14 protein-coding genes are annotated in these 14,695 nt (G+C 64.2%); 5 read left to right on the forward strand and 9 right to left on the reverse strand.

Going from position 1 to position 14,695, the window contains the following annotated elements; translation table 11 throughout:
- Window positions 1-4 precede the first annotated feature (4 nt).
- Window positions 5-898 carry a LysR family transcriptional regulator gene (locus JG743_RS03870; protein WP_202298528.1) on the reverse strand — a complete coding sequence of 298 codons (894 nt, stop codon included), beginning with the start codon at window positions 896-898 and terminating at the stop codon, window positions 5-7.
- A 185-nt stretch (window positions 899-1,083) separates the two neighbouring features.
- Here JG743_RS03870 and JG743_RS03875 point away from each other — a divergent pair, with 185 nt between their 5' ends.
- Complete coding sequence (locus JG743_RS03875) at window positions 1,084-2,775, forward strand: FAD-dependent oxidoreductase (RefSeq protein WP_202298529.1); 1,692 nt, start codon at window positions 1,084-1,086, stop codon at window positions 2,773-2,775.
- A gap of 82 nt (window positions 2,776-2,857) precedes the next feature.
- Window positions 2,858-3,163, forward strand: a complete 306-nt coding sequence (locus tag JG743_RS03880; protein WP_202298530.1) for a UBP-type zinc finger domain-containing protein — start codon at window positions 2,858-2,860, stop codon at window positions 3,161-3,163.
- A 30-nt stretch (window positions 3,164-3,193) separates the two neighbouring features.
- Here JG743_RS03880 and JG743_RS03885 read toward each other — a convergent pair whose 3' ends face one another.
- The 4 genes from JG743_RS03885 to JG743_RS03900 all read right to left on the reverse strand — a co-directional run bounded on the left by JG743_RS03885 (window position 3,194) and on the right by JG743_RS03900 (window position 6,517).
- Window positions 3,194-3,373: a hypothetical protein gene (locus JG743_RS03885; protein WP_202298531.1), complete on the reverse strand. Its 180-nt coding sequence runs from the start codon at window positions 3,371-3,373 to the stop codon at window positions 3,194-3,196.
- A gap of 108 nt (window positions 3,374-3,481) precedes the next feature.
- Entirely contained in the window at window positions 3,482-4,285 is an 804-nt protein-coding gene (locus JG743_RS03890; RefSeq protein WP_202298532.1) for a maleate cis-trans isomerase family protein, read from the reverse strand.
- A 54-nt stretch (window positions 4,286-4,339) separates the two neighbouring features.
- Window positions 4,340-5,581, reverse strand: a complete 1,242-nt coding sequence (locus JG743_RS03895) for a D-amino acid dehydrogenase (protein ID WP_202298533.1) — start codon at window positions 5,579-5,581, stop codon at window positions 4,340-4,342.
- Between the two features lie 169 nt (window positions 5,582-5,750).
- A protein-coding gene (locus tag JG743_RS03900) for an IS5 family transposase (protein WP_202292541.1) occupies window positions 5,751-6,517 on the reverse strand; the annotation gives its coding sequence in 2 pieces (ribosomal slippage) (window positions 5,751-6,179 and window positions 6,182-6,517; 765 coding nt in all).
- A 146-nt stretch (window positions 6,518-6,663) separates the two neighbouring features.
- Here JG743_RS03900 and JG743_RS03905 point away from each other — a divergent pair.
- Window positions 6,664-6,948, forward strand: a complete 285-nt coding sequence (locus JG743_RS03905; protein ID WP_202298534.1) for a GIY-YIG nuclease family protein — start codon at window positions 6,664-6,666, stop codon at window positions 6,946-6,948.
- Between the two features lie 156 nt (window positions 6,949-7,104).
- Here the strand turns inward: JG743_RS03905 and JG743_RS03910 are convergent, their stop codons facing one another.
- The gene (locus JG743_RS03910) at window positions 7,105-8,280 is read right to left on the reverse strand and encodes a cystathionine gamma-synthase (protein ID WP_202298535.1); all 1,176 of its coding nucleotides are present in this window, start codon (window positions 8,278-8,280) and stop codon (window positions 7,105-7,107) included.
- Window positions 8,277-9,719 (reverse strand): pyridoxal-phosphate dependent enzyme, encoded by a 1,443-nt coding sequence (locus JG743_RS03915; RefSeq protein ID WP_202298536.1) that lies wholly within the window; start codon window positions 9,717-9,719, stop codon window positions 8,277-8,279. Before JG743_RS03915 ends, JG743_RS03910 begins: the two co-directional genes overlap by 4 nt.
- 319 nt (window positions 9,720-10,038) lie before the next feature.
- Here JG743_RS03915 and JG743_RS03920 point away from each other — a divergent pair.
- Window positions 10,039-10,805, forward strand: a protein-coding gene (locus JG743_RS03920) for an IS5 family transposase (RefSeq protein WP_202292541.1) whose coding sequence is annotated in 2 segments (ribosomal slippage) — window positions 10,039-10,374 and window positions 10,377-10,805 — 765 coding nt in all. Because the reading frame shifts where the segments join, the coding sequence is not laid out codon by codon here.
- Between the two features lie 69 nt (window positions 10,806-10,874).
- Here the strand turns inward: JG743_RS03920 and JG743_RS03925 are convergent.
- Together JG743_RS03925 and JG743_RS03930 are read right to left on the reverse strand one after the other, a co-directional pair.
- On the reverse strand, window positions 10,875-12,218 hold the full coding sequence (locus tag JG743_RS03925; protein ID WP_202298537.1) for an FAD/NAD(P)-binding protein: 1,344 nt from the start codon (window positions 12,216-12,218) through the stop codon (window positions 10,875-10,877).
- 28 nt (window positions 12,219-12,246) lie between these two features.
- A complete protein-coding gene (locus tag JG743_RS03930; RefSeq protein WP_202298538.1) occupies window positions 12,247-12,699 on the reverse strand; it encodes an RrF2 family transcriptional regulator in 453 nt (150 codons plus the stop codon).
- An 871-nt stretch (window positions 12,700-13,570) separates the two neighbouring features.
- On the opposite strand from JG743_RS03930, the gene tauA reads away from it, so the two are divergent.
- A complete protein-coding gene (gene tauA, locus JG743_RS03935; RefSeq protein WP_202298539.1) occupies window positions 13,571-14,584 on the forward strand; it encodes a taurine ABC transporter substrate-binding protein in 1,014 nt (337 codons plus the stop codon).
- The last annotated feature ends 111 nt before the right edge of the window (window positions 14,585-14,695 follow it).

The following is a 14,695-nucleotide window of genomic DNA, read 5'->3' on the forward strand; positions in this document are numbered from 1 at the left end:
GCCATCAGCCTTTGTAGCGGAGCGCTTCGAGCAGGAGGGCGAAGGCCGGCGTGTGCTGTCGCCGGCTTGGATAATAAAGATGATAGCCAGGGAATGGCGGGCACCAATCTTCCAGCACGCGGATCAGACGTCCGTCGGCAACGTGCGGAGCAACCTGACTTTCGAAGGTGTAAACCAGCCCCAGTCCACCAAGCGCGGCGTTTACCAGCATCTCGTTGTCGTTGATGACGATCGGTCCGCTGACCCGGACGTCAAGCTCGACGCCGTCTCGCTCGAACTCCCACGCATAGAGCCCGCCTCCGGTACTTTGTCGGTAACTTATGCATTTGTGGTTGCTCAAATCGCGCGGTGTTTGCGGGACCGCCCTGTCGGCGAAGTAGGATGGCGAGCCGACCACGGCCATACGGATATCAGGGCTCACCCGAACCGCCACCATGTCCTTCTCGACTTGCTCGCCGACGCGGATGCCGGCGTCGAACCGGCCGGCGACGATGTCGGTCAGGCCTTCATCGACATTGATCTCGACAACGATGTCCGGATAGTCCGGCAGGAGCTTTGTCAGGACAGGCCAGAGCACAGTTCTTGCGGCATGGCGGAAGGTCGTGATTCGGACAGTGCCCGCGGGCTTGTCGTGAAGCGCGGTGAGCGCGGCCAGCTCACTGTCGATATGATCGAATGCCGGACGCAGGCTGTGCAGCAGCCTTTCTCCCGCGTCGGTCAGCGACAGGCTGCGCGTCGTTCGTGAGATCAATCTTATCTTGAGCCGTTCCTCGAGCATGCGGACCGCGTAGCTGAGCGCCGACTGGGAGAGGCCGAGCTTCGCGGCCGCCCGTGTAAAGCTGCCCTCTTCGGCAACCGCGATGAACACGGCCAGCTCGCTGAAGTCGCCTTTTCTCATCTATCAACCTCAATTCTAAATCTGCGCGGATTATAGAGGGTCTTCAGCATGATCGCCTCGGCTATTTTCCAACCCCAGTTGCACAGAGGCGAGGCGCGCAACACCACCGTCACCCAACCTCCCCATCCGGCCAGTCCCCCAACAAACCCCTTCAAACTCGTCGACCGGGGCGCTACGGTCGCGCCATGGCCCCGTCCGTTAGCCCGATCATCGTCGCCCGCCGTGACCAGATGTTTCCCATCCTGGCCGAGGCTGACATCGAGCGCATGCGGCGGTTCGGCGAGGCCAGCTTCTATGCCGCCGGCGAACAGATCGTCACGGCCGGCGACGTGTCGCCCGGCCTGATCGTCATCCTGTCCGGCAAGGTCGACATCACGCAGGCCGGCGGGCTCAGCCCGCGCGAGGCGATTATATCCTACGGCCCGGGCAACTTCATCGGCGAGCTGGCGCAGCTTTCGAGCCGCCCGTCGCTGATCAATGCGGCGGCGGCCGAGCCGGTCGAGGCCTTCGTCATCCCCTCGCAACGGCTGCGCGACCTGATGGTGCAGGAGGCAAATCTCGGCGAGCGGATCATGCGCGCGCTGATCCTGCGCCGTGTCGGCCTGCTGGAGAGCGGCATCAGCGGGCCGATCATCATCGGCCCGCCCGGCAATGGCGATGTGCTTCGGCTGCAGGGCTTTCTCACCCGCAGCGGCCTGCCGCACCGGGCGCTCGATTCCGACACCGACCCTTGCGCCAAGACGCTGATCGAGCGTTTTCACGTCGACCCGCATCATTTGCCGATCGTGCTTTGTCCGAACGGCAAGCTGCTGCACAATCCGGGCGAGAACGAGCTCGCCCGCTGCGTCGGCCTGCTGCGGCCGGTCGATGCCGGAAAGATCTACGACGTGGCGATCGTCGGCGCCGGACCGGCGGGACTGGCCGCCGCCGTCTATGCGGCCTCCGAAGGGCTGTCGACGATCGTGCTCGACTGCCGCGCCTTTGGCGGGCAGGCTGGCGCCTCCGCGCGCATCGAGAACTATCTCGGTTTCCCGACCGGCATCACCGGCATGGCGCTGATGGCGCGCGCCTACAACCAGGCGCAGAAATTCGGTGTCGAGATGGTCATCCCCGACGAGGCCAAGCTGCTCAGCGCCGCCGATGACGGTGCCCGCTACAGGCTCGATGTCGGCGACGGCGAGACGGTGCGCACGCGCACGGTGGTGATCGCGAGCGGCGCGCGCTACCGCCGCCTCGACATCGCCAATCTGGCGCAGTTCGAGGGCACGTCCGTGCATTATTGGGCGTCGCCGATCGAGGCCCGGCTTTGCCGGGATCAGGAGGTGGCGCTGGTCGGCGCCGGCAATTCGGCTGGCCAGGCGGCGGTCTTCCTGGCCAGCCAGGTGCGTAAGGTGACGCTGCTGGCGCGCCGGGGCAGTCTCAACGAGACCATGTCGCGCTATCTGGTCGAGCGCATCGAGGCGCAGCCGAACATCGAGGTGCTGACCGGGACCGAGATCGCGGCGCTGGAAGGCCACGAGGGCAACCTTGAGCAAGTGCGCTGGCGCAACCGCGCGACCGGCGCGGAGACCACGCGGCCGATCCGCCATCTCTTCCTGTTCATCGGCGCCGACCCGAATACGGACTGGCTGGCGAAATGCAACGTGGCGCTGGACGCCAAGGGTTTTGTCCGGACCGGAGCGGAGGTGGCACAGGGACATGGCCAGATGGAAACGAGCCGCAGCGGCGTGTTTGCCATCGGCGACGTTCGCTGCGGCTCGATCAAGCGCGTCGCGGCAGCCGTCGGCGAAGGCGCCCAGGTGGTGGCGGCGCTGCATGCCTATCTTGCGCGAGACAGCGGCAACGGCGCTGAAAGCAACTCCAGGAAAACCGGGTAGCGGTTAGGCTCGGCGCCTTCGCCGTAGCCTTCCGTCCGGAATTGCGCACGAACAAATAGCCCGAACCAGCCAGGAGACCGCGATGGATGAATGCAGGCATACGAGCGACATCAAGGACGTGACGCCGAGCGCGCTCGGCTGCGAGGAGTGCCTGAAGAGCGGATCCTGGTGGGTGCATCTCAGGCTCTGCCGCACCTGCGGCCATGTCGGCTGCTGCGACGACTCGCCCAACCGCCACGCCACCAAGCATTTCCATGCCACCAGCCATCCGGTCATCGAGGGCTACGATCCGCCGGAAGGCTGGGCCTGGTGCTATGTCGACGAGGTGTTCATCGACCTCGGCGAGCGCACGACACCGCAGAACGGCCCGATCCCAAAGTTTGTTTGAGGCTGAACCGCAGGCAGGCCGCCGAGCGGCCTACTTCACCGAACTGGTGACGGTGCGGTCGATGGCGTCGGGAACGGATTTGCGCTCGTTGCCGGCGAGTGCCGCGATGATCAGCAGGCTGGCGACGACCGGAACAAACAGCAAGGCGACGCGCGCCTGGACATAAAAGATCGCGCGCCATTCGCTGCGCTTTTCGGGGCTGTCGCTCATCGTGCTCTCTCTGTCCTGCCTCCCGAGGCGGACATAGAAGCGAACCGTTAAGCAACCCCTTCCGATTCGGTTAACGCGCGGATTTCAATCTGCCCGCAAGGCTGGGGATCAGCTCGCAGGCAAGGCAAACAGCCTGCCGCCGGCCGGCACGACATCGTCGATGCCGGCGAGCCGCAGGCAGTGCCAAGCCATGGCGTGGTTCGAGGAAGTGACGGGAATGCCGATGCGCTGCTCCAGTACGGCCACCGCTTCGGCGACGCGCAGGCTGGTGCAGGAGATGAAGATCGCGTCCACGCCCGGCACGGCGGCCATGCGCTCGGCGGCCGCCTCGATCGAGGCCAGCGAGATGCGGGCGGCTTCGCGGTCGTCGCGGCGGTCGAAGGTGGCGACGGCTGCGATGTCGAGGCCGCGGCCGGTGAAATAGGCGACCAGGCCGCGGTTGATCTCGGGCGCGTAGGGCGTCAGCAGGCCGATGCCCCTGGCGCCGAGCGCCTTGAAAGCGGCGAGCGCGCCGGTGACCGGGGTGGTGCAGGCGACACCCGGCCGCGCCTTGTGGATCTCGGCGAACACCGCCTCCTCGCCGAGCGTCATCGTCGCCGAGGTGCAGCCGAAGCCGACGACGTCGAGCGGGATGCTGGGCAGGATCAGGTCGACCGTCGGCGCGATGCGCGGGCCGATGGCGCGCAGCGTTTCCGGCGTGATGTCGTTGTCGTTGAAGAGGCGGGCCTCGTAGAAGGCGACGCCAGGAATGCGCACCAGCGCGCGGAACTCGTGCTCCAGCGTCTGGTCGGTGGCGAGGATCGCAAGCCCGATCGCCGCGCGCGAGGCGAGGCCGCCGTCGATCTCCGAGGGCAGCACGCCGAGATCGACCGGCCCCGAGACGGGGAGACTGGAGGCAAGGTTGGCGGACATGGCGTTCCCTTTCTTGTCCGGGCGGGGACCGGCCCCGCTTTCGGGATCATGCTCTCAGTTCAGCAGTCCATCCATCGAAATGGCCGGCTTGCGGCCGGCGATGAGGTCGGCGGTGATGCGGGCTGAACCGTGCGACATGGTCCAGCCGATATGGCCGTGCCCGGTGTTGAGGTAGAGGTTGCGCAGGCGCCGCTGGCCGAACTCGGGCAGGTTGTTCGGCGTCATCGGCCGCAAGCCCGCCCACATCTCGGCGCGGTCGTAGTCGGCGCCCTCGGGATAGAGCTCCTCGGTCACGCCCTTCATGAAGGCGAAATCGGCCGGTTTGTGGCTGGTGTCGTAGCCGGCGAACTCCGCCGTGGCGGTGACCCGCAGGCGGTCGCCGAAGCGAGAGATGGCGACCACATTGTGCTCGTCGACCGAAGCGATGGTCGGCGGCGCCGGCCGATTGCCGACGGGGATGGTCAGCGAATAGCCCTTGATCGGATAGATCGGCAGGCTGATGCCGATCGTTTTTGCCAGCAGCGGGCTGTAGGAGCCGAGCGCCAGCACATAGGCATCGCCCTTGAAGGCGCCCCTGTCGGTCATCACCTGCGCGACGCCATCGCCCGACGTCTCGATGCCGGTGATGGTGGTGCCGGTGTGGATTTCGCCGCCGCGCTCGACGATTTTCGCCACCAGCGCCCGCGTGAACTTCGCCGGGTCGCCGGTCTCGTCGGTCGGGCAGTAGATGCCGCCGGCGATTTTTTCCTTCGCCGAGGCCAGCGACGGATCGAGCGCGACGACACCGTCGCGATCCAGAACCCTGATCTCCTGCCCGTCGGATTCCAGCAGCTTCATGTGCTCGACGCCCTTGTCGAGCGCCTGCTGGCTGCGATGGAAATAGAGGATGCCGCGGTCGTTGCGGTCGTAGTCGATCGCCTCGTCGGCGATGACCTGGTGCAGGACGGATTGCGAATAGGCGGCGAGCCGATGCTTGAGCAGCGTGTTGCGCCTGGCCTTCTCGGCCGTGCACTCCAGGAGGAATAGCCACGACCAGCTGTAGAGCCTCGGGTCGGCTGACATCCTGAAGCGCAGCGCCTGGTCCTTCAGCACCAGCGATTTCAACAGGATCATGGGCGCCCTGGGCGACGACCAGACGAAGGAATGGCCGGGCGCGATCATGCCGGCATTGCCCCAGCTGGTCTCGGCGGCGACCTGGGCCCGGCGCTCGATGAGCGCCACCTCATGGCCGTCCTTCTGCAGCTGGTAGGCGGTGGTGACGCCAACCACGCCGCCACCCAGCACGATCACGCGCATGACGCCTCCGGAGATCGCGAGTCAGCTTACTTTAGAGTGTGAATCTCGGCCTGCAATGGCACACATACCGAGATGTCGGCGGAACAGCGCCCTCTCGTGGGCAGGACGATCGCAAATGGCGCTTCGTCATTCTAGGGCGGAGCAAGGAGCGAAGCGACGCGCGCAGACCCTAGGGCGTGGACTCAACGTGTCGCAGCCATATTCGGAGCGATGCGAGATTGAGGATGGCCAGGTAGTTGCGTGCGAGCTTGTCAAAGCGGGTTGCGGCCCGGCGGAATTGCTTGAGCCTGCAGAAGAAGCGTTCGATGCGGTTGCGCTCCCGGTAGAGCTCTGGCGGAACCACACGTTTATTCTTGACGTGACGGCGGGTTGGAATGTTGGCCGAGCCACCGGTTCTGGCAATGAGAGCAACCAACGGCCAGCTGTCGTAGCCTTTGTCAGCGACAAGCGCCTTTGCCGGCGGCAACCCTTCAATCAGCTGCGGGGCGATGGTCTTATCGGATGCCTTGCCCTCGGTGATAAGCAAACGGATGGGCAGACCATCCTGATCGACAAGGGCATGAACCTTGGTGCTTAGTCCGCCATGAGAACGGCCAATGGCGTTATCCGGACCCCCTTTTTACCGCCCGCGGCATGCTGGTGAGCGCGGATTATCGAACTGTCGATTAAGTGCAAAGACTGTGGTGACTTAGCCGCCAGGGCTTCAAACATCGCCAACCAGACACCTCTCTTGGCCCAGCGGTTGAAGCGATTGTAGACCGTGGTGTAGGGGCCATACCGTTCGGGCAGATCGCGCCAAGGCGATCCGGTCCTCAAAACGTAAAATATGCCATTTACCACCCGCCGATCATCGACCCGCTTCTTGCCCAAACCGTGCGGCGGCAGAAGCGGCTCCACGATTTGCCATTCCGTCTCGCTTAGATCGTAGCGTGCCATCATCGCCTCCAAATCAAGGCGTTGAATCACTGCTTCAAACGTCGTGCAAGGGTTGAGTACGCGCTCTAGAATCCATGCCGTGACCTTGGCCAAGAACGCAACGGTCCAGAATAGCCGCCGATGACTGCGCCAGCTAAGATCGCCAGATGACCGGCTACGTCTACATGGCCGCAAGCCAGAAAGGCGGCACAATCTATATCGGTGTCACCAATGACCTTGCTCGTCGGATGCCCGAGCACAAGACCGGCCAAGGCTCCAGCTTCACCAGCCGTTATGGTGTGCAGCGTCTGGTCTGGTACGAGGAATACTTCGACATCACCGATGCTATCCAGCGTGAGACATCACTGAAGCGCTGGCCACGCCGATGGAAGGTCGAGCTGATCGAGAAGACCAATCCGGAATGGTTCGAGCTATTTCGCGGAATTGGCTAGTGAACGTTCTGCACCGCTGCGATGCTCGTGCGTCGCGGCATGGATTCTAGGATCTGCGCGCGTCGCTTCGCTCCTTGCTCCGCCCTAGAATGACGAATGATACGCCCACATGATTGAGGGGAGCGCGAAGGATCACGACGATTGCGCCCAAGACCCTCACCCCTTCAACGCCTGCTCCAGATCCGCTATCAGATCGTCGCCGTCCTCGATGCCGGCTGACAAACGCACCAGCGAATCGGAGATGCCGATGGCGCCGCGCTTTTCCGCCGGAATCGAGCCGTGCGTCATCAGCGCCGGATGCTCGATCAGGCTTTCGACGCCGCCGAGGCTTTCGGCGAGCGTGAACAGCTGCGTGCGTTCGAGGAAGCGCTTTGTACCGGCAAGGTCACGGTCGAGATCGACCGAGATCATGCCGCCGAAGGCGTGCATCTGGCGTTTCGCGATCTCGTGCTGCGGGTGGCTGGCGAGGCCGGGATAGATGACGCGGCGGACATCCTTCCGCGCCTCCAGCCATTGCGCGATCTTCAGGCCGTTGGCGGAGTGGCGCTCCATCCTCAGCGCCAGGGTCTTGATGCCGCGCAGCGCCAAAAAGCTGTCGAAGGGGCCGGAGATGGCGCCGATGGCGTTCTGCAGGAATTTCAGCCGGTCGGCGAGGTCCTTGTCGTCGCCGACGACCGCGACGCCGCCGACCATGTCGGAATGGCCGTTCAGATATTTGGTCGTCGAATGGACGACGATGTCGATGCCGAGCTCCAGCGGCCGCTGGATGTAGGGGCTGCAGAAGGTGTTGTCGGCAACGCTGAGCAGGCCCTTGCGCTTCGCCAATGCGGCGACCGCTTCGAGGTCGACGATGCGCAGCAGCGGGTTGGTCGGCGTCTCGACCCAGAGCAGTTTTGTCTCCGGGCGGATCGCGGCTTCGACGGCGGCAAGGTCGGTGAAGTCGGCGAAGCTGACCTGCAATCCGGCCGAGCGCTTGCGCACCCGCTCCAGCAAGCGAAAAGTGCCGCCATAGATGTCGTCGGTGGCGACGATGTGGTCGCCGGCATCGAGCAGTTCCAGAACGGTCGAGATCGAAGCCAGGCCGGACGCGAAGGCGAAGGCTTTCGTGCCGCTTTCGAGATCGGCCACCGCGCGTTCGAAGGCGAAGCGCGTCGGGTTCTGGCTGCGGGCGTATTCGAACCCTTTGTGCACGCCGGGCGACTGTTGGCCATAGGTGGAGGTGGCGTAGATCGGCACCATCACCGCGCCCGTGGTCGGGTCGTGGCTCTGGCCGCCATGGATGGTGCGGGTCGAAAAGGCCAGGCGGTTCTTGCCCGTTGCATTGCTGGTCATCTTGCGCGGCGCCTCAGATGGTTGATCAGGTCGATGCGGGTTATCAGGCCGATGAACTCGTCGCCATCGAAGACGATGGCGACCTCGTTGCGGTCGAACACCGGCAGCAGCGCATCGAGCGTCTGGCTGGCCTGCAGCGTGTGCAGGTTGGAGGTCATGGCGGTGCGCACCGGGCCATTGAAGCGGTCCCAGCGGCCGTCATAGGGGCCGTCGACCTTGGCCAGGATGTCGCCCTCGTCGACGATGCCGACGAGCTTGCCATTGTCGAGCACCGGCAGTTGCGAGACGTCCGAGCGGCGCATGCGGCCATAGGCGTTGAGCAGGCTTTCGTCCGGGCCGACCCAGACGGTGTCGCCGGTGCGGTGCGAGCGCATGACGAGGTCGCGCAAATCGCCATGCTGCTCCTGCTCGGCCAGGCCCTGCTCGGCCAGCCAGAAATCGTCGAAGACTTTCGACAGGTATTTGTTGCCGCTGTCGCAGACGAAGGTGACGACGCGCTTCGGCACCGTCTGCTCGCGGCAATAGCGCAGTGCTGCCGACAAAAGCGTGCCGGAGGACGAACCGGCGAGGATGCCCTCGCGGGACAAAAGATCGCGCACCGCCAGCATGCTCTGCTTGTCGGGGATGGAGTAGGCCTTCCTGACCAGCGACAGGTCGGCATTGGGCGGCACAAAATCCTCGCCTATGCCTTCGACGGTCCAGCTGCCGGCCTCTTCCATCTTGCCGGTCTTGATCAGCGGCGCCAGCACCGAGCCGACCGGGTCGGCCAGCACCATCTCGGTCTTCGGCGAATGTTTCGCGAAATAACGGCCAAGCCCGGTCAGCGTGCCGCCGGAGCCCACGCCGACCACCGCCGCGTCGACATCGCCGTCGAGCTGGGCGAGGATTTCCGGGCCGGTCGTGGTCTCGTGCGCCAGCGGGTTGGCCGGATTGGCGAACTGGTTGGCGTAGAAGGCGCCAGGCGTTTCGGCGGCGATCTTCTCGGCCATGTCCTGGTAATATTCGGGATGGCCCTTGCCGACATCGGAGCGGGTCATGCGCACCTCGGCGCCGAGCGCGCGCAGATGCTGGATTTTTTCGCGCGACATCTTGTCGGGGACGACGAGGATGATGCGATAGCCCTTGGGGATGCCGACCTGGGCAAGACCGAGGCCGGTATTGCCCGCGGTCGCCTCGACGATGGTGCCGCCGGGGCGCAGCTTGCCCTGCCTTTCGGCGGCGGCGATCATCGACAGCGCGATACGGTCCTTGATCGAGCCGCCGGGGTTCTGGCTTTCGAGCTTGATGAACAGCCGGCACTTGCCGGTGTCGAATTTGGTCAGCTCGACGATAGGCGTCTGGCCGATCAGGTCGAGCACCGAGGCATAGGGCGGGCGCAGGCGGGAGAGGGTGCTCTCCGGCGGGGCACTGCCGGGTGCGGCTTTCCTGTGCTCGCTCATGTCAGGCGCTCCATGGGTGAAAACCTAGCGTCTTTTCCAGCCGATCGCAGTCGGAAAGAAGATAGATCGTGCCAATCGGAGGACCAGACGGGGAATGGAATTCCAGACCCTGCCGTCGTCATCCTCAGGCTTGACCCGAGGATCCATGCCGTGCCCGAGGCCGGGGAATGCAGCGTTCCAGTACCATCACCGTCCGACCGGCCAAAGTCTTTCTGCACCGCTGCGGCGTTCGCAGGTCACGGCATGGATCCTAGAGCGCGTACTCAACCCTTGCACGACGTTTGAAGCAGTGATTCAACGCCTTGATTTGGAGGCGATGATGGCACGCTACGATCTAAGCGAGACGGAATGGCAAATCGTGGAGCCGCTTCTGCCGCCGCACGGTTTGGGCAAGAAGCGGGTCGATGATCGGCGGGTGGTAAATGGCATATTTTACGTTTTGAGGACCGGATCGCCTTGGCGCGATCTGCCCGAACGGTATGGCCCCTACACCACGGTCTACAATCGCTTCAACCGCTGGGCCAAGAGAGGTGTCTGGTTGGCGATGTTTGAAGCCCTGGCGGCTAAGTCACCACAGTCTTTGCACTTAATCGACAGTTCGATAATCCGCGCTCACCAGCATGCCGCGGGCGGTAAAAAGGGGGTCCGGATAACGCCATTGGCCGTTCTCATGGCGGACTAAGCACCAAGGTTCATGCCCTTGTCGATCAGGATGGTCTGCCCATCCGTTTGCTTATCACCGAGGGCAAGGCATCCGATAAGACCATCGCCCCGCAGCTGATTGAAGGGTTGCCGCCGGCAAAGGCGCTTGTCGCTGACAAAGGCTACGACAGCTGGCCGTTAGTTGCTCTCATTGCCAGAACCGGTGGCTCGGCCAACATTCCAACCCGCCGTCACGTCAAGAATAAACGTGTGGTTCCGCCAGAGCTCTACCGGGAGCGCAACCGCATCGAACGCTTCTTCTGCAGGCTCAAGCAATTCCGCCGGGCCGCAACCCGCTTTGACAAGCTCGCACGCAACTACCTGGCCATCCTCAATCTCGCATCGCTCCGAATATGGCTGCGACACGTTGAGTCCACGCCCTAGGGTCTGCGCTGCGTCGCTTCGCTCCTGCTTTGCCCTAGGATGACGAAGGGAGGGGCCCAAAAGCCCTGCCTACCCCAGCAACAGCTTGCTCAACCTCGCACACTGGACGCGGATATCGGGGATGGCGTCGATCTCGAAGAAGGTGCCGCGCGTCAGCGGGCCGACGGCGAGGATCTTGGCCGAGACGGTGCCGTCGCCGGCGATGATCTCGCAATTGGCTGACACGTCGAGGCCGAGGCGCAGCGGATCGGGCCGCGCCAGCCCACGGTCGACCAGCGAGCGGACAACGCTGTTCGAGGTGGTCGAGATGTCCCTGGCGATACCAGTGCAGTCGTAGATGCGGGCGACCTCCAGCGTCTCGAGCGCCTGGGTGTGGCGGGACTGGATCTCCACCGAAAATGAGTCGCCCGCCTCGATGCCGACGACACGGCCGGCGACAGGGCGGATGCGGCCGGACTGCACCGCCTCGGTGACGCGGGCATGGACCTCCGGCGCCAGGCGATGCCGGTGGATGTCCCACCAGGCCTTGGTGTGCTCGACGAAGCGGCGCTTGGCCGAGGACGGCCAGTTCTGCCAGATCTTCTGGTTGAAGGGCCGCAGACCGTCGACGACGTCGCGCCAGTCGATGCCGGCCTTCTGATTCTCGCGGATCAGGTCGCGGAACCAGCCAACGAAATAGGAAAGCTGGGTGCCGAGCGGAATGTCGGCGACGTCGAGCTTGATCGGATTGCCCTTGCGATGCGGCGAAGGCAGGAGGCCGCGCCGGGACACGGCGACGATTTCGCCGCGATGGCCGCGCTGCTCCAGCGACAGGAAGGCGTCGACCATGCTCAAGCCCGTGCCCAGCACCAGCACCCGGTCGTCCGGGTCGATCGCGGTGTCGGCCTCCGTACCCATGCGGATCGCATGGCCCTGGCCGGCGCCCGGCCGCTCGTCATGGCCGGTGGCGAGCACGGCAAGATGAGCGACCACGCTGGTGCCGTTGGCTAAAGCCACCTCGACCCCGGACGCGGTCGGCGAGATCGACAGGCTTTCTTCGCGGATCAGGCGCAGCCGGCCGGTCTCGCGTTCGCGGGCCTCGAGCTCGTCCAGCAATTCCTTGAGATAGCGGGCATAGAGGCTGCGCGGCGCGTAAAACGGCCCCTGGTCCGGACTGGCGAGACCGCGCTGCAGCAGCCAGCGCGCGAAATCGCCGGGGTCGTCGGCATAGGCGCTCATGCCGGAGGCGTTGACATTCAGCACATGGGCGGAAAGCAGCGTCGAATAGGCCATGCCCTGTCCGAAATGCGGGCGCTTCTCGATCAGCGTGACGCGCAGGTCGGGATTGGCCGATTTGAGCAGGTGCGCGGCAAGCACGACGCCGCTGGCGCCGCCGCCGACAATGATGATCGAGTTGACGCGCGCGCTGCTCATGCGCGCACCTGCCTGTGCGGCGGCCGGCTCAGGCCTTGATCTTGAGCTCGAGCGAAAGGTCGTCGTCGCCAGCGATGTCGCGCATCTCGGCGAGGCTGCGCTGATCGAGCACCTCGGCGATCGCCTGCCGGACCTCCAGCATCAGATGACGGACTTGGCATGTCGCCTCGTTGCAGTCTTCACAGCGCTGATATTGGGTGCGGCTGGCGCAAGGAATGGGGGCAAGCGGCCCGTCGAGCACGCGCACGACATGGCCGACCTTGATCTCGTCGGCCGGCCGCGCCAGGCGGTAGCCGCCCTCCTTGCCCTTGCGGCTCTGGACGAAGCCGGCATTGCGCAGTTCGCCGAGAATGGCGTCGAGGAATTTCTTCGGGATGTTGTTGGCGGCGGCGACATCGCCGACGAAGGCAAGCTGCCCGGCCGGCAATTGCGCCAGATGGACCAGCGCCTTGAGGCCGTACTTGCCTTTTTTCGTAAGCATGGACCGAACGATTCTCTGTCATGCGATGGCCGGCGGCCATCGACCATCGAGCGCCGGGCACGCATTTCGACGGCGTCCGGGCATCCATGACACATAAATTCTAGTGACATGATATACAAGCCAGAGCTGTTGATATTGCTTCGTTTTCAGGCGACTGCGGCGATTTCACACCGCATCGCCGGGATGTCCGCGAGGTGGATGGCCACGCCACGAGCGATTGGCTGAGCATGATAGGTCGGATCGCTCATCGTTCTCAACTCCCTAATGTCGATAAGGATACTGTACTTATCGAGCAAGAGAGGGAACGCGGTTCCAATTCAGGCGCCATTTGAGGCATGGATTTGCGGGATTGTGGCATCACGAGGAATTCCGGTTCGCATCGCTGCCTCTGATCGCAATAGCGGCCTTCGTTGCCGGCGCCGGAGAACGGCGCGAACGCTTATCACTTCGTCATTCCAGGGCGAAGGCAGGAGCGAAGCGACGTCGCGGAGACCCTGGAATCCATGCCGTGACTTCCGCCGACGAATGCATTGGCGCAGAATGAAGGCCATCGCTTCCCAAAAGAGGGTTCTGCACCGTAGGCTACGCTCTGATGTCACGGCATGGATCCCAGGGTCTGCGCTCCGCTTCGCGTCGCTCCGCCCAGGGATGACGAAGCTCGGAGGCTTCGGCCAATCGCGGACCGTCCCGCTCCTGCAACCAGCCACCGACGCTTGGCCAATCCCAACCACCTTTCCGTTCCCTCCGCCCATCGCCAGCAGCTTTTTTCCGCTCACCCCGCTTCGGTTGAAAGAATTTAACTCCACAAACCCGATAGAATTAGCTGACTATGAAAAGGCAATCCTGTTTCTCGCCTTTTATGGAGCCTTTCATGTCAACCATTTCACGACGCATTGTCCTGCTGTCGTCGGCCGCACTCGCCGGCGCTGCCTTCCTCGGTCCGGCGCAGGCCGACGACCTCAAGATCACTATCGGCTACCAGACGGTGGTCGAACCCTCGAAAGTGGCGCAGGCCGACGGCACCTATGAGAAGGCGACCAAGGCCGCGATCGACTGGCGGAAATTCGATTCCGGCGCCGACGTGATCGCCGCCGTCGCTTCCGGCTCGGTCGATATCGGCTATGTCGGGTCGAGCCCGCTGGCGGCCGCCGCCAGCCGCGAGCTGCCGATCCAGACCATCTTCATCGTCGGCCTGATCGGCGAATCGGAAGCGCTGGTCGCCCGCAACGGCGCCGGCATCGAGAAGGTCGCCGACCTCGCTGGCAAGAAGGTGGCGGTGCCGTTCGTCTCGACCACGCATTACAGCCTGCTTGCGGCGCTGAAGCACGAAAACGTCGATCCGAAGTCGGTCGAGATTCTCAACCTCAGACCGCCGGAAATCGCCGCCGCCTTCGCACGCGGCGACATCGACGCGGCCTATGTCTGGGATCCGGCGCTCGGCCAGATCAAGACGACCGGCAAGGTGGTGCTCGATTCCTCGCAGGTCGCCGCCTGGGGCGCGCCGACCTTCGACGCCTGGATCGTGCGCACCGACTTCGCCGACAAGCATCCGGAGGCGGTGCGCGACTTCGTCAAGGTGACGGGCGACGCCTATGCCAAGTTCCTGGCCAAGCCCGACGCGTGGTCGGTGTCGTCGCCCGAGGCCGCCAAGATCGCCAAGCTCACCGGCGCCAAGGTGGAGGAGGTGCCGCAACTGCTCAAGGGCTACGTCTTCCCGACGCTCGAGGAGCAGGCTTCCGACAAGTTCCTCGGCGGCGGCACCGTCAAGGCGATCGAGGCGGCGTCGGCCTTCCTCAAGGAGCAGGGCAAGATCGACGCCGTGCTGCCCGACTACTCGAAATATGTGTCGTCGAAATATGTCAGCGAGGCGCTGGCCTCGAACTGAGGCATGGGCCTGGAACTGGCCTCCGGTTCCGGACGTGCACTATCCCAAACGCGCGTCCTCTTCCCTGACGCCGCGCGCTGCCTGCCCCGAGACCGTCGACGAGGATCGGTT

The organism is Mesorhizobium sp. 131-2-1 (assembly GCF_016756535.1).
Taxonomy (GTDB): Bacteria; Pseudomonadota; Alphaproteobacteria; order Rhizobiales; family Rhizobiaceae; genus Mesorhizobium.

Coding starts and splice junctions, on each gene's coding strand:
- JG743_RS03885 (WP_202298531.1), bottom strand. CDS start 3,373: ATGAGCGACAGCCCCGAAAAGCGCAGCGAATGGCGCGCGATCTTTTAT.
- JG743_RS03930 (WP_202298538.1), bottom strand. CDS start 12,699: ATGCTTACGAAAAAAGGCAAGTACGGCCTCAAGGCGCTGGTCCATCTG.
- JG743_RS03880 (WP_202298530.1), top strand. CDS start 2,858: ATGGATGAATGCAGGCATACGAGCGACATCAAGGACGTGACGCCGAGC.
- JG743_RS03910 (WP_202298535.1), bottom strand. CDS start 8,280: ATGACCAGCAATGCAACGGGCAAGAACCGCCTGGCCTTTTCGACCCGC.
- JG743_RS03875 (WP_202298529.1), top strand. CDS start 1,084: ATGGCCCCGTCCGTTAGCCCGATCATCGTCGCCCGCCGTGACCAGATG.
- JG743_RS03915 (WP_202298536.1), bottom strand. CDS start 9,719: ATGAGCGAGCACAGGAAAGCCGCACCCGGCAGTGCCCCGCCGGAGAGC.
- JG743_RS03895 (WP_202298533.1), bottom strand. CDS start 5,581: ATGCGCGTGATCGTGCTGGGTGGCGGCGTGGTTGGCGTCACCACCGCC.
- JG743_RS03890 (WP_202298532.1), bottom strand. CDS start 4,285: ATGTCCGCCAACCTTGCCTCCAGTCTCCCCGTCTCGGGGCCGGTCGAT.
- JG743_RS03870 (WP_202298528.1), bottom strand. CDS start 898: ATGAGAAAAGGCGACTTCAGCGAGCTGGCCGTGTTCATCGCGGTTGCC.
- JG743_RS03905 (WP_202298534.1), top strand. CDS start 6,664: ATGACCGGCTACGTCTACATGGCCGCAAGCCAGAAAGGCGGCACAATC.
- JG743_RS03925 (WP_202298537.1), bottom strand. CDS start 12,218: ATGAGCAGCGCGCGCGTCAACTCGATCATCATTGTCGGCGGCGGCGCC.
- tauA (WP_202298539.1), top strand. CDS start 13,571: ATGTCAACCATTTCACGACGCATTGTCCTGCTGTCGTCGGCCGCACTC.